We start from the raw sequence: 14,602 nt of genomic DNA, 5'->3' as shown, positions 1-14,602 counted from the left end.
GAAGAGATATATATGCTTTTTGAATGTTAGTCAAAAATCAAGCATATTTTTGTAGATACTCCAAACAAGATCGAATGTAGACTGAAGAACGAATGGAAAAAGAAACCAAAAAACAGCATAAAATACTAAAGCGAAAATGCCAGATTAGTAGAGGGGAGTTAGAAGTGATAATACAACAGATATTTACCGAAAAAATAGCCCATAGCTCATACATACTAGCGGGCGACAGAACTTGTGCAATAATTGATCCAAGAAGAGATATTGATATTTACCTGGACATTACAAGAGAACTGGGAGTGAAAATCACACACATCCTTGAAACACACCTGCATGCAGATTTCATTTCAGGGCACATAGACCTCGCAAAAAGAACAGGCGCACCAATATACGCACCTGAAAAGGCAAAATGTGATTTTGAACATATTCCACTTTCAGAAGGAGATTCTGTTGAGATAGAAGACATCAGACTCAATATAATAGAAACTCCTGGCCATACTCCGGAACATATATCCTACATAGTAGTCGATACAGTTAGAGGAAAAGAACCTGTAGCCGTATTTTGTGGTGACACGATGTTTGTGGGAGATGTGGGCAGACCTGACCTGTTCCCTGGAAGAGCTGAAGAACTTGCTGCAAAACTATATGACACACTGCATGAAAAATTACTCAACCTACCTGAATTCTGTGAGATATATCCAGCACATGGTGCAGGCTCACTTTGTGGAAGGTCCATGGCATCAAAAAGAAGCAGCACAATGGGATATGAAAGAAAGTACAACTACGCTCTTCTCATAGATGACATGCCGGAATTCATAGGCTCACTTACAAATAACATGCCTTCGGCACCAGATCATTTTAGCAGATGCACAGAAGTAAACCGCAAAGGACCCGAATTGTTAAAAGAACTGCAAATCCCTGAAGCTCTGAACAATGATACTTTCATGAATAGAATGAATGATGCAATAGTCCTCGATGTTCGCAGTTTTGAGTCATATGGAGGACAACACATCCCGGATTCATACAACATAGATATCAATTCAAATTTCCCGACCTATGCAGGATGGCTACTTTCACCTGATAAGAACATACTTCTTGTTTCGGACAACTATTCACAAGCCTTTGATGCGTGTCAGCAGTTGCACCGCGTAGGACTTGATAAAGTTGAAGGATACCTTGAACAAGGAATGTACGGATGGGTAACTGAAGGATTTGCTGCAAAACATATCCCCCAGATATCAGCACCAGAGCTCAATGACAGAATACAAAAAGGAAAGAAAACAACGATAGTGGATGTCAGGGAAGTTTCCGAGTATGAAGATTTCCACATTGAAGGGGCAGTGAATATTCCCGTACATGAATTAAGAGAAAGATACATTGAACTGGACACTGAAGCTGAAACGATATTAATATGCGGTTCAGGACAGAGGTCAGGAATGGGGTGTAGCCTCCTCCTTCAACACGGTTTTGAAAAAGTAATGAATGCTGCAGGTGGTATGACTGGATATGCAGCAGCAGGATTTGGACCTGAATGCCCCATGTGCGTTCTTCCATGGGCACCTTTTAAGAATAAATAATTGCCTTCCTTGAAAGGCATATCCTATTTTTTAGCTTCAGCTAAAAGGCATGCTTTTGTAAGTGAATATATCCCTTACCATATAGATGAAATCCATGATCTCGTCCATAGATATCAGTAGCAGTATGAGTATCAACAGAGCTATGATAAGCTCAGAATAATCAGGAAGGGATTGTACTATATGGGCAAAGGAGCCCATGTTTCCATTTGCAGAGTGGGCCATAATTTCACCTAAACATATCTCTGGCAATATCAAATAAAAGTTTACCGATTATATATCACGATTTATTATGATGATACTTACTCATAGAAAAGATTCATTAGTACAATTATGAGAAGAAGATACTGTCAGAAATAATTGTCACTACAAAAACATAACCAGTGTAAGATTTAAATAAAGTATTATACGTAGCTCTTTTATAATATAATTTAGATATAACTCTGGTGAATCTAATTCTTTAATCACGGGTTGGATGTGACAAAAGAATGAATCGTGCTAAACAATATTTGAAAAAATACAACAGGATTGCCATCCTGGTACTTTTGACTACTGCGATATTATTGCTGATAAATCCTTTAGCTTCAGCTACATCTATCCAGAAGTTCAGTATAGACGGAAGAACATACGGTGCCGGAGACTCAATGAGGGTTACCGGTGAAATTCAGGACGGTAATGAAACTGGAGAAGTAAAAATAATAATATGGCCCACAGGTTACGAATTTACTGATCCTGCAAACCAATTATCAAATAAAACAATCACCGCTTCCGGAGGTGCGTTCTCAACAACAATGACCGTACCTGCAGATTCAGGTGGTTACACTGTGGTTGCAGTGGACATCGAAACTGGTGTCGTTTCACCTTATCTGTATATGACAGTGGTAGGAGAAAATGATCCTCAGACCATAGAAGTGAGATTCACTGAAGGGGACATCGTCAGTGTATCATTATCTGCGGATCATGGAATAACTGGTTCCCTCAATCAGAGTAAAACAGGTGGATCAGCCCTTTTGGGAAGTACCACATACTATTTTCTGGTATCTGATGATGAAGTTGCCTACGTAGATGATGACCCCGATATGAGTCTGGGTACGGATAGTACAGGCATAAGTGTGATCGGGAACCTTATAGAAGGATCAAAAGTTAAATTGAACGGAGTGGACTATAAATTCATAAACATTAACAAACAAAATGGAATTACACTGGCAAAGACCATAACACCCAGTTTCACAGGCGGACAAAGTGTTAATGTTACTGTTCTCACACTAAACGCCAGTGGTGTACCCATAGAAGGAACCATTACACTTGAAAACCTGAGGGACAATGGTACATCCATATCCAGCAAAGAACTTGTAACAAACTCCATGGGGCTTAACACAACAACCATGACAGTTTCCAGTGTTGCGGGCACCTACCATCTGGTAGCAGAAGATATTGGACACATATCATATGTTGTTAACACAATGAACATGTTCGGTGACATGCTCTCAACCGAAAACACACCAAAACACACATTTGCCCGTGGAGAGGTAATAGTACCAGTTGTCTACTTGACAAATATCAGTTCAGGAGAACCACTTTCTACAGCTACAGTAACTGCTGATATCACGAGTAAGAACAATGCATCATACCTCAATGAACTGGAATTGGAATACGATAGTGATATAGGTGCATACACTGCGAGTTATACAATTCCGGCTGGTGAAGAGATAGACACATATTATGTAGAATATGAAGCTGTTACAAACAGCCAGACCCAGAAAGCATATACCAGTTATAACATCAAAGCGTATGAGATATTTCTGAAAGTAATTTCGAAGAATGACGGGGAAAGTGACGGTTTTGCACCGGGAGAAGAGGGATTTTTGGTAATAGCCGGAACAAATCTCAGCAGTGGTGAAAATATTGATTTTGAGGCCATGACCGAACTTGACAGTGAAAAGTTCAGGCTGAACATCACCAATAACAATGGAGATGAATTCATCACTGACTGGTCACTGATGAATGCGAGTACATTCTTTACATATTTGAGTGTACCATCAGATATCCAGGATGAAGTTGAAAAGACAATTGGAAATACATTTGCTGTAATCAACTTCACAACGCCATCACAAAATGGAGTATATGACACACTTGTAAGAGTTAATATCTCCCAATGGAATAGTGCAGGCAGAAGTATTACCGTGCAGGACATGTTCGTCCATGGTGAACCTGTAAACAAGATGGGATGGTTCAGCCCTACGGTAGCTCCAAACTCCACGGCAAGGATAATGATCACCGCATTCGATCCATCTACAGGATTGGAAATACCGGCATCTGACATCAATGATGTAGGACTTATCGAGGCCTGGAGTGATAGTGCATCAGAGGTCGTGACCGAATACATGGAAGACCCTGTACTGACAACCATCAATATGCCTTTTGTAGGTGATAAGAAAGTCCTCAAATTCAATGTTACGGACTCATACCTGGGCTTCCATTACGTCAAATTCTGGGTCAATGCTACTGTTGACGGAACTCCAAAAACAGTAATAGGTGACGGATGGTTCGATGAGAAACTCTATAAGATAAAAGCCAATCCGGTCTTTGATGACAACTCCAATATGTACAAGGTATTCGGAGCAGATGACACCATTGAGCTTTCAGTACATATACAGGACATAAGTGGAAACAATGTATCTTCTGCTTCACTGGAAGTTAAAGATGTGAAGTATTCAATGACAGGAGAAAGTATTTCTATTACAGATTCAGCAACTTCGGTTACAACTAACTCCAATGGCGATGCCACATTGACTGTCTCAGCATCCAATAGTCTGAAGTCAGGATTCTACAGTGTCAGAATAAAAATGACAACACAAGATGGTATCATTGACTATGGAAATGGATGGTTCGAAGTCAGCAATTTCATATTCAATCCATATTCCACCTCATGGGAAGCCGGAATCGATCAACCCATTAACTTCACACTGAATGCCTTTGATAGCAGCTTCAATGCAAAAGAAGTTAACATCACCCTTAAGAAAGTAATTTCCATGGGAGATTGGGACATGATGACACCGCCAACCATGTACAATGATACAGAGGTTGAAATCGGAAGTATCAACGGAACAGGATACTATGAATACCCTGGAGTTTCCAGAGGAGGAAACTTTGAATTCATATTCGAGGCAACCGATGGGAACACCACTGAGGTAGGAAGCGCATGGGTACATACCACAGCGTTTGTAACATGGGTCGATTCCAACTGGATAAACGAGTTCCCGACAAGTGGGTTCATCAATGTCACTGTAAAGGCATCTGAGGATCAGATGTGGGGAAGCAGTTCTCATAACATTACAAACGTGACCGTTGAGAATGTCATGCAGGAAGGCATGTGGATGACCAGCTACAAGACAAAGAGTCAGATGGCAGGTATAACTACTACAGAAGCCGGCATAGATCCAAATGAGATCAATGTATCCATTAACACCAGTGGCTGGGGGCAGGGTGCCTACATGATGACACTTAAGGTCACAGATGAGGAAAACAACGAAGTATATACTGATTTCTGGTTCCAGCTTAAACTTGCCAGTGTCACTATTACTAACCCAATGAGAATAAGTATCAGTTCTGCTCAGTACTACACCAATGTTACATCGATCAATGCCACAACCGATATACTGACAAAAAAGAACCAATTACAAAGTATTGGTAATGTCAGTGCAGGAAAGATCAGTGGCAGAATCATTGGTGGAAATGATATATCGCCTGTTACAAGTAGCTATGAGATCATGGGTGATGATTCATGGAACCATAGTTTTGTACCATATTATTCAATGGTGGTTGTGGATTCTGTCCGTGACACGATCTACGTTGAATATGAGAATGTAACAGATAACTCTAATATGATAGGCAATCTTTCTGACGATACAGCAACCCAGGTATTCAATGAATCCGTAGGTTCATCATTCACTGACTACACTGGAAGGACATGGACCATCACCGAGATCAGATCAGACGGAACTATTGAACTTGAAGGACAGAACACTCTGAAAAATGGTGTGATGCTAAACCAGAGCATCATGGCAATGAGCAAGTCTGGAAAATTCCTTATGAGCAATTTCCATGATGATGAATGGCAGAATATCGATCTTGACGGAGACGGTGAATACTATGAGGACAATTATATCGTACTTATGGCAGATTCCATTACATCCGGAACGTATGATAAAGTTCTTGTCAGTAACTCCTATAATTTCTCAGCAGGTTATGTAGATGCAAGTGCAGGCGAACCGATACAGTTTGGGGGTAATCCGATATATCTGCTCAGCAACAAGTACCAGTCTTCTTCATACCAGCTGGAATTCAGCACATATAGTAAAGGCTGGAATGGAATGAACCTTGGAACATTCAGCAACGGTTCTGTAATAAAGATACCATTCCTTGTGACAACACCGTCAGGACAAGCTCTGGCAAATAAGGAAGTGAAGATAGATTACCTGATAGATGAAAGCAAGGTAGTCTATAATCTGGAGAACGTTAATACAACCACAACCTCCGGCGGACTGGCACTTCTTGAGATTAACTCATCAGAAGTAAACATACCAACCGGTTCATGGATGATACACTACAATGTCACCATTGGAAGCGAGTATGCGGTTGCAAACGAAGAGATGTTCTGGGAACTTTCACGCTTTGACCTACGTAACTTTATTGTTGCAGGAGCACTTGGAACTCCAGGACAGGTAGGACTCATCAAGCTGAGTGATGATAATAGCGGCGATGGTGTACCTGGAAATAATATGCTTCTTGCATACGGAGATGAGGTGGAGTTTGTAAAAGGTGTTTCTGCCTATAATTACGGACCCGAGGATAAGTATAACCTGAACTGGCCTTTCGATGAATGGTATTATAACAGTACTACAGGTTCATTCAATTATTCTGCAGACGGAGGAGCAACCTTTGTAGCAGGAGATATTGGAACTGGTTCAATTGTCAACTCAAGTCGTGCAACCATCAACCTGGATTATAATGTCACACAGATACATAACACAGGAGACACAGTGGTTCTGAACCTGAGTGAGAACACACTATTCTATAATGATATGTGGAATTTTACTCTGACAGCTTCATCCGGAGGAACAGCGACTGTAGCAATGTCCTATGTAGGATGGCCGTGGACAGTTCCAGGATATAGCTGGAATTCACAGCCTGAGACACAGTCATTTACTGAAGGTGATACATATTGGATGGGAGGATTTGATTTCGAAGTCACAAATGTGACCGATGCCAATGTTACACTGACCCTCAGGTATCCGCTGATGATCCTTACAATGGACGCTGCTGAAACCCTGATAGATGGAAATACCGCAAATGGTGAAACAAAAGCCTATTCAGGAGCTGTGACACAGGTGAACTTCAATAACCAGGAATATTACATCTTTGGTTATGAGGACGAAGCAGGCACCATGTATGATCTGATGACAAACTCCTACATTAACACAAAGGACAGTGTGCTTGTCGTGAATGCAAGTGACTTCAGTGATGCAGACAAATATCGCATTGGAGAAAGTATCAATGGATTCAACGACTACTATGTGGCATCAGTATCCACATGGGGAGGAAAGTTCATCCTGTTCAATGGTAGTGTCACCCAGGTATACCCTGTACCGGAATGGGTATCAGATGATCCGATCTTCTATACAGGAACATTCAGTGATGAAGACCTGGGAATGGATATTGCATCAGCAGGCAGTATGTTTGACAGTGGTTCAGCACCGGCCGGTGTTGGAGAGATAACCTCAGATGATCGATATCACATATTACTCATTGATTGTCTTGCAAACGGAATCAATATGCCTACCGAAGCTACATACGATGACGATGCTGACCTTACTACACTGAGAGACTGGCAGAACTATATGGACCTGAATTCAATTTATGATCTATATACTACCGAAATGGGATATGGAGATTCCATACCTGAGTCAATTGGTGACAGTATCGTAACAGTGAACATGTCTGAGAGGACTGCATCCGAAATAGGTACAGGCAATATGGATAGCTGGCCAATATCTTTCCCTACTCTGAAGATCAATGACAGTACGAATACCGCAGTGCTAAAATCTTTTGCACCGGCAACAGAGCTTGATGTAAATGACAGCATCACGATATTCGTCACCGCAAGGGACTTTGATGGTACACCTGTTGAAGGTAATGCCGAACTCAAATCCCTGAAGATGACATTTGGAGGAACATATGATGAAGGAATGGCTGCTGATCTGCCAGTTACTTGGAATATGAGCTCTGCAATGATCAATGCCACACTTGTGGACGGTGAGGGAATCCTTGAGATTAAGTCTGAAGACATGGGAGATATAAACTATGATTTTGGAGAATACACAGCTTTTGTAAGTGTGAATAAACAATCTGGAGGAGAAGAGATCCTTAAGATCAATTTCTATAGAGTCAATAGTGACAAGATGAACATGTATGACAGTGGAGATATGGCAGGAGACCCCATGGGAGGTGGATATTGATGAGAAGTAAAGGAATAGCATTGATTTTTCTGGCCATGTTAATTGCAGTGGGAACAATTTCCACTGCTTCTGCAACTGCTTCCCTGAGTATTGGAAGTATCAACTACGACAGTAGTGTTGTGAAGGATGAGAGCATAACTATTACTTCAACTGTAACTGCTGCAAGTGTTTCAGGCACACTGACAGTGGACTTGACACTTTCTGACAATTCCGGGCAGTTCACAGTGCCAAGCCCTACACAACAGGTACAATTCACAAGCGATGGTACCAAATCCATATCATGGACTGTTACTGCAGCTTCCACGGGAACAAGTGCATCGCCCTTTACGATATCAGCATCTGGTGATGATGGAAGCAGCAACGCTAAGATCTCATCTACTGCCATTACTGTAAAAGACAGACCTGTACTGACAATCGATTCCAGCACAGATGTTTCATCAGTATCTGCAGGAGACGATGTTGTCATTAGTTATGTGGTATCCAATAGTGCATCGGTAGGCGCTGCAGATGCTACAAATGTGAAGGTTGACCTGACATTGCCAAGCGGATGGAGCCTTAGCAGCGGAACGGACCCTGCAACCCTAGGAACCATTGCACCTACTGCATCAAGTTCAGGTTCATGGACAGTTACAGCTGACAGCCCTGCATCCAGCAACACCTTTACCCTTACAGTGACATCAACAATCCCCGGAGGTAGTGTTACCACTACTTCGTCAGTTACCGGACCTGAGTCCAGCTCCTCTTCTACATCATCAAGCAGTAGCGGAGGAGGCGGTGGCGGTGGAGGAGCCAGTGGTGAAGAATATGAGAACATTGCCATGAAGGATGTTAAGAAGATATATGTGCAGAAAGATGTGGAATCACTTTATGAGTTCACCGAAGAACAGAACCCCATAAAGGAAATCTCTTTCATGCCACTGATAAATGCAGGATATACTGACGTTACAATTGAGGTGCTGCACGACAAATCAGCATATTCAGACAGCAAACCAAATGGTAATATTTACAGATACATGAACATCTGGGTCGGGAAGGCCGGATGGGCAAGCTCAAGCACTATAGCCAATCCGCAGATCTCTTTTGCAGTCGAGAAATCATGGCTGAATGAGAATGGCATTGATCCTGTTAATATAAGATTGATGAGGTATACCACACAATGGGATGAACTTGAGACAGCGGTAACAGATGATGACAACGACTATGTCTACTTCACTTCATCGACCCCGGGATTCTCTCCATTTGCCATAGTCGTACCAGGAGAAACAGCAACCACTGCTGCAGACACAGAAACTGTTGTCGAGACTGATACCACAGAAGCAACAACAACTGCTGATGAGCAAAAAGAGGAGACGACTTCTGAAGAAGGTTCGGGAATACCAGGATTTGAAGCAGTTGCCCTCGTTCCAATGCTTGGACTGGCATTCCTGATTAAGAGAAAGAAAGAATAAAATATACCATACTATTCCGGAGGGCATTGATCCGCTCCCGGATACTTTTCTTTTTTGATCTGCCTTTTTTATTTTTCGCTTTTTTGTATCAATCTAATGATATCTTCTTTTTCTTCCTGAAAAAGGATAGATACAAGACTATTCCAGACTGACCTGATCCCTTCTGAGAATTTAGCACCAGAATATTCGACTACAGAACTTCCTGCTATCATTGCTTCAATAACAATATTATCATAGGGAAGCATTCCAAGAACAGGAATATTATTGTCTTTGCAATATTCACATATAGAAACGGAAAGTCTCTTATTTATATCATATTTGTTTATGCAGACTGCAACAGGAATCCTGAAATGCTGTGCCACCTGCACAACCCTTTCAAGATCGTGTACACCGGATTTTGTGGGTTCTGTGACCACAAGTACCAGATCAGTACCTGTGATAGCAGCTATGACAGCACATCCGGTCCCAGGAGGACCATCGATTACAATCAGATCCTTGCCACTTTGTTCTGCGAGCTCAGAAGCACGACGACGTACATCAGATACAAGCTTACCACTTGCTTCTTCACCAATTCCAAGTTTTGCATGAACAAGTGGACCAAATCTTGTGTTTGAACAATAGTATTCCCCTGCCTTCTTCGCAATCATACTGACAGCATCTTCCGGGCAGACATGCTCGCACACACCACAGCCTTCGCATTTGTATGTATCTACCACTTGGTTAGAATCTATTGCATCAAATCTGCAAGAAGAAACACAAATTCCGCAAGCTGTACACAATTCCTTATTAATACTGGCAACATCCAGACCAAAGAAATTATGAATCTCAGATATTTCAGGTTGCAATATCAGATGCATATCAGCAGCATCAACATCGCAGTCGGCTATAACTGCATTTTCTGCAAGGGCAGCAAAGGATGAAGTAAAAGTTGTCTTGCCGGTTCCACCTTTTCCACTTATCACGGTTAACTGTTTCACCATTGATTTCTCACTCCGGAACAAGAGTATTGCGATGTGTTTTCCGATGAAATGAAACAAATCTTTTCATAAAGTGACCGGAATTTTTCTTTCCACTGCGGCATACGCTGCACAAAAGGGATTCCTTCTGAATAGAGAACTGCTATTTCCCGATCATATGGGATCTTCATCAGGATTGGAATATTCTCAGAATAACAATATTCCTCTACACTATCATCTCCAGAGCCATGTCTGTTAATGATAACACCAAGGGGAACCTCCAGTTGCCTTACTACATTTACGGCAAGAATAAGGTCATTGAGTCCGAAAGGAGTAGGCTCGGTTACAAGCACACAGTAATCCATTTCCCCAACGGTTGCTATTACGGGACATGCGGTCCCCGGAGGAGAGTCGACGACAGCAACCTTGTTTTCATCCATGTGTGCCTGTAACCGCCTTATAACAGGAGTTGCCATTGGTTCACCAATTCCAAGTGTTCCCTGGAAAAAACTTATTCCTGAACCGGGATCAACTCCTTTTTCAATCATTCCTATTGGCCGTTTGATCTCTGAGATGGCATTTTCAGGACATACTATATGGCATCCCCCACAACCATGACAAAGTTTGGGAAAGATCATGACACTTCGAGGAAGTTTTGCTATTGCGTTATAGTGGCAGAATTCTACACAACTTCCACAAAGACTGCATTTTTCAGTATTAATCTCAGGGACAGCGATGCTGACATCTTCCTGTTTTTCAAGGTCCAAACCAAGAAAAAGATTGCAATTTGGCTCTTCAACATCGCAGTCAAAAAGCTGGGCATCGCCTATCGCAAGGGCAAAATTCACAGCCACTGTGGTCTTCCCGGTACCACCTTTACCACTTGCGATAGCTATTTTCATGAACTATACACCCGAAATGGTATTAATGGCAGTGACCATGCTCATGGTCGTGATCATGGCCGTGGCCTGCACAGGAATTATCCTGAGTTGCCTTTGAAAGCTTGCTTGCTTCCCATGCAGCAACAGCATCCTGGATGCTACCTGTTGCACCGATAAATACATCGATACCATACTGTTCGAACATCACTACAGCCTTTCTACCAAGACCGCCGCAGAGCATTGCATCAACATTTTCCTTTGCCATAATCTCAGGAGGGAGTCCTGTTCCACCATTGTGCTCGCTTGTATTTGATATTACCGCGGCTTCCCTGGTCTCAGTGTCGTACAATGTATAGAAAGGTACTTTTCCAAAATGCTGACCGACTGTATCTTCCATTCCGTTTTGTCCCATTGAAGGTATACATAATTTCATCATTCACACCTCTTATATGATAATTTATCAATAAATATTGAAAACCAAAATCTCTTGCTTATTTTCCGGATTTGCCAGCAGAATTTGGCGTATTGATACTCTCCAGAGATCCTGATCTGTAAGCTTCAATTGCTTCTTGAACAGAACCCCCGGAAACCATCTTCATCTCAATGTTCTCGGATTCCAGCAATGAGAATGCGTTCGGACCTACACTACCGGTTATCAGTACGTTAATTCCTTTACCGATAACTTGCTGGGCTGCCTGGACACCTGCGCCTCCCGATGCAGAGCCCTGATCATTTCCAATGGACTGAAATTCCATAGTCTCAGAGTCTACTACCAGAAAGTTATTGCATCTGCCAAAATGAGGATCAACAGAGGCATCCAGATCAGAACCTTTTGCTGTAACACATATTTTCATTGATGAACTCCTGAAAACAAATAAATGACTAATACACACATAAGAGATAAAATATAAATAGATTTCGGACAAACATTATATATTTAATCTCAAATGAGAGATAGGTTGAAGAAAAAGAGAAGAAGAAGACAGACACAATATGACCACCCCTTATATATACAAATAAAGCTAAATGGCACTGAATGTTAACATTTTTAGAAGCAATTGTACTTGGAATTGTACAAGGATTAGCGGAATGGCTACCTATCAGCAGTGAAGGTATGACCACTCTTGTGATGCTAAATTTTTTTGGTAAGACCCTTGCAGATGCACTCCCCATAGCCATATGGTTGCACACAGGGACACTGCTCTCTGCAATCGTGTATTTCAGGAAAGATATCCTCGAAATAATCTCAGATGTCCCGCATTATGTTAAAAGCAGGGATATCGAAGAGAAAAAAAGCAGCATCATCACATTCTTATTGATAACAACTGCAATAACAGGAATTATAGGACTTCCATTAATACTCTTTGCCACGGACGCCAATGATTTTTCCGGCAGGCTGGCAACTGCGATCATTGGAGGATTGCTTATATTCACCGGCCTGCTCCAGATGTCTGCCTCAAAGAGAACTATCCATAGGGAAACGACAGGTATCGTCGATTCAGTAATTGTTGGTATAACACAGGGATTCTCAGCTCTGCCGGGTGTCAGCCGTTCAGGAATCACAGTTTCAACCCTGATTCTGCGAAACATTGAACCTGCACAGGCACTGAGACTTAGTTTCCTTATGAGCATACCTGCGGTCCTAGCTGCAAATGTTGGAATGGAAGCCATGGGACTGCTGGATATCACCGCAAATTCAATAGTTGCTTTGATCTTTGCGTTTGTTACCGGAATACTTACTATTGATCTCTTCATAAAAGCGGCAAAGAAAATCGATTTCTCAAAGTTCTGTATTGCCCTGGGACTTCTCAGCATTCTGGCATATTTTATCGGATAAGATGAATAAGAATATCTCACAAAAGAGATTAAATATATATCTTTTTCTGACAAGATATAAATAAGAAATCAATTATTGAGTGCATAACAATGACTTGCAGAGGAAGACCAAAATCACCAAGAAGGATAGGCTGCTCCCCGGATGTATTGTATTTCAAGCCACGTGGAGTGCCATTAAAAGAACTTGAAACCGTATCCCTTGCCATTGAAGAGCTGGAAGCCCTGCGCCTTGCAGACCTTGAAGGATTACAACAGGAAGATGCAGCCATAAGCATGGGCATTTCAAGGAGAGCTTTCTGGCAGGATCTTCAGAATGCAAGGAGAAAAGTGGCTTCTGCACTTATCGAAGGCAAAGCCATTGAGATAATTGGCAAAGTTTCCCAGGACACGGAATAATTGCCACGTAGTTATTTGTTGTCCGTATAATTCATATCAAAATCAAAAAGGAGATCATATGACACAGAATATCCAGAGTACAGATGACCTTTTAAAGAAGCCAGAGGAGCCAAAGCTTGTCAGGAACATGAGAGCCATTAAAAAGAAGATAATGGTCATGAGCGGCAAAGGCGGAGTTGGAAAAAGTACAGTTGCTGCAAATCTGGCTGCAAGGCTTGCTGAGCGCGGACACCGGGTCGGGCTCCTTGATGCGGACATCCACGGACCAAGCATCCCTAAGATGTTCGGTATCGAGGATACAAGGCCAGAGGTCGATGAGAACGGGATCGTACCTATCAGCGTCACTGAGAATCTTGTTGTGATGTCTGTGGCACTTCTTCTAGAAGATAAGGATGCACCCGTCATATGGAGAGGACCTGCAAAGATGGCAGCTATCAAACAGTTCCTTGAGGATGTCTCATGGGGTAAACTTGACTATCTTATCGTTGACCTGCCACCAGGAACCGGTGACGAACCACTGAGCATCGCACAGCTCATCGAAAAGATGGAAGGTGCAGTTGTTGTAACAACACCACAGGACGTTGCTCTTGTAAGTGTCAGGAAATCCATCAAATTTGCAGAGATCCTGAAAGTCCCTGTAATCGGAATCGTTGAGAACATGGCTGGAATCATCTGCCCACACTGTGACGAAAAGATAGATATCTTCGGCAGAGGCGGAGTTGAGAAAGCGGCTACAGATTTCAATGTGCCTATTCTTGGTGAACTCCCAATGGACCCAAAGATCGCAGAGATCGAGGACAGCGGAAAAGTCTACAGCGACATCAACGAAGAAATGCTATGGGGCAAGGAATTCGCTTCTATTGTTGATTCTGTCGAGAACTTCAAGAAATAAAACTACAGGAAGATTTATTCTTCCTCTAATCCTTTTTTTATTTGATTATATTCATAATATTAGCATCTCATTCACTATTTATACTAAAAACACAGACTTTTCTC

Annotated in this window: 11 protein-coding genes; 6 read left to right on the top strand and 5 right to left on the bottom strand. The window is 42.0% G+C overall.

The annotated features are described in order from the left end of the window. Positions 1–164: 164 nt before the first annotated feature. Complete coding sequence (locus BLP52_RS04220) at positions 165–1,574, top strand: MBL fold metallo-hydrolase (RefSeq protein ID WP_091708968.1); 1,410 nt, start codon at positions 165–167, stop codon at positions 1,572–1,574. Positions 1,575–1,610: 36 nt separating this feature from the next. Here the strand turns inward: BLP52_RS04220 and BLP52_RS04215 are convergent, their stop codons facing one another. Further along, positions 1,611–1,796, bottom strand: coding sequence for a hypothetical protein (locus BLP52_RS04215; RefSeq protein ID WP_091708966.1), 186 nt, complete (start codon positions 1,794–1,796; stop codon positions 1,611–1,613). Between the two features lie 263 nt (positions 1,797–2,059). On the opposite strand from BLP52_RS04215, the gene BLP52_RS04210 reads away from it, so the two are divergent. Together BLP52_RS04210 and BLP52_RS04205 are read left to right on the top strand one after the other, a co-directional pair. Beyond that, the gene (locus BLP52_RS04210) at positions 2,060–8,089 is read left to right on the top strand and encodes an Ig-like domain-containing protein (RefSeq protein ID WP_091708964.1); all 6,030 of its coding nucleotides are present in this window, start codon (positions 2,060–2,062) and stop codon (positions 8,087–8,089) included. Continuing rightward, on the top strand, positions 8,089–9,537 hold the full coding sequence (locus tag BLP52_RS04205; RefSeq protein WP_091708962.1) for a PGF-pre-PGF domain-containing protein: 1,449 nt from the start codon (positions 8,089–8,091) through the stop codon (positions 9,535–9,537). Before BLP52_RS04210 ends, BLP52_RS04205 begins: the two co-directional genes overlap by 1 nt. Before the next feature lie 68 nt (positions 9,538–9,605). Here the strand turns inward: BLP52_RS04205 and BLP52_RS04200 are convergent, their stop codons facing one another. The 4 genes from BLP52_RS04200 to BLP52_RS04185 are packed head-to-tail and all read right to left on the bottom strand — an operon-like array spanning position 9,606 to position 12,228. Beyond that, on the bottom strand, positions 9,606–10,517 hold the full coding sequence (locus tag BLP52_RS04200; RefSeq protein WP_338011366.1) for an ATP-binding protein: 912 nt from the start codon (positions 10,515–10,517) through the stop codon (positions 9,606–9,608). Continuing rightward, complete coding sequence (locus BLP52_RS04195) at positions 10,511–11,395, bottom strand: ATP-binding protein (RefSeq protein ID WP_091708961.1); 885 nt, start codon at positions 11,393–11,395, stop codon at positions 10,511–10,513. The genes BLP52_RS04200 and BLP52_RS04195 overlap by 7 nt, the downstream gene beginning before the upstream one ends. Before the next feature lie 22 nt (positions 11,396–11,417). Next, positions 11,418–11,810, bottom strand: a complete 393-nt coding sequence (locus BLP52_RS04190; protein ID WP_338011365.1) for a NifB/NifX family molybdenum-iron cluster-binding protein — start codon at positions 11,808–11,810, stop codon at positions 11,418–11,420. 55 nt (positions 11,811–11,865) lie between these two features. Next, complete coding sequence (locus BLP52_RS04185) at positions 11,866–12,228, bottom strand: NifB/NifX family molybdenum-iron cluster-binding protein (protein WP_091708959.1); 363 nt, start codon at positions 12,226–12,228, stop codon at positions 11,866–11,868. A 182-nt stretch (positions 12,229–12,410) separates the two neighbouring features. On the opposite strand from BLP52_RS04185, the gene BLP52_RS04180 reads away from it, so the two are divergent. From BLP52_RS04180 to BLP52_RS04170, 3 genes are all read left to right on the top strand, one after another. Then, the gene (locus tag BLP52_RS04180) at positions 12,411–13,211 is read left to right on the top strand and encodes an undecaprenyl-diphosphate phosphatase (protein ID WP_091708958.1); all 801 of its coding nucleotides are present in this window, start codon (positions 12,411–12,413) and stop codon (positions 13,209–13,211) included. 89 nt (positions 13,212–13,300) lie between these two features. Beyond that, positions 13,301–13,606 carry a DUF134 domain-containing protein gene (locus BLP52_RS04175; RefSeq protein WP_091708956.1) on the top strand — a complete coding sequence of 102 codons (306 nt, stop codon included), beginning with the start codon at positions 13,301–13,303 and terminating at the stop codon, positions 13,604–13,606. A gap of 58 nt (positions 13,607–13,664) precedes the next feature. Beyond that, positions 13,665–14,498 carry an Mrp/NBP35 family ATP-binding protein gene (locus tag BLP52_RS04170; protein ID WP_091708955.1) on the top strand — a complete coding sequence of 278 codons (834 nt, stop codon included), beginning with the start codon at positions 13,665–13,667 and terminating at the stop codon, positions 14,496–14,498. Positions 14,499–14,602: the final 104 nt, after the last annotated feature.

The organism is Methanolobus vulcani (assembly GCF_900100715.1).
GTDB classification, from domain to species: domain Archaea; phylum Halobacteriota; class Methanosarcinia; order Methanosarcinales; family Methanosarcinaceae; genus Methanolobus; species Methanolobus vulcani.
This window is presented reverse-complemented; position numbering and strand designations above follow the sequence as displayed.

Bases quoted from the DNA above. Each gene is read 5' to 3' on its own strand.
- BLP52_RS04215 (WP_091708966.1), bottom strand. From the start codon at position 1,796: ATGGCCCACTCTGCAAATGGAAACATGGGCTCCTTTGCCCATATAGTA.
- BLP52_RS04210 (WP_091708964.1), top strand. From the start codon at position 2,060: ATGAATCGTGCTAAACAATATTTGAAAAAATACAACAGGATTGCCATC.
- BLP52_RS04205 (WP_091708962.1), top strand. From the start codon at position 8,089: ATGAGAAGTAAAGGAATAGCATTGATTTTTCTGGCCATGTTAATTGCA.
- BLP52_RS04200 (WP_338011366.1), bottom strand. From the start codon at position 10,517: ATGGTGAAACAGTTAACCGTGATAAGTGGAAAAGGTGGAACCGGCAAG.
- BLP52_RS04195 (WP_091708961.1), bottom strand. From the start codon at position 11,395: ATGAAAATAGCTATCGCAAGTGGTAAAGGTGGTACCGGGAAGACCACA.
- BLP52_RS04190 (WP_338011365.1), bottom strand. From the start codon at position 11,810: ATGATGAAATTATGTATACCTTCAATGGGACAAAACGGAATGGAAGAT.
- BLP52_RS04185 (WP_091708959.1), bottom strand. From the start codon at position 12,228: ATGAAAATATGTGTTACAGCAAAAGGTTCTGATCTGGATGCCTCTGTT.
- BLP52_RS04180 (WP_091708958.1), top strand. From the start codon at position 12,411: ATGTTAACATTTTTAGAAGCAATTGTACTTGGAATTGTACAAGGATTA.
- BLP52_RS04175 (WP_091708956.1), top strand. From the start codon at position 13,301: ATGACTTGCAGAGGAAGACCAAAATCACCAAGAAGGATAGGCTGCTCC.
- BLP52_RS04170 (WP_091708955.1), top strand. From the start codon at position 13,665: ATGACACAGAATATCCAGAGTACAGATGACCTTTTAAAGAAGCCAGAG.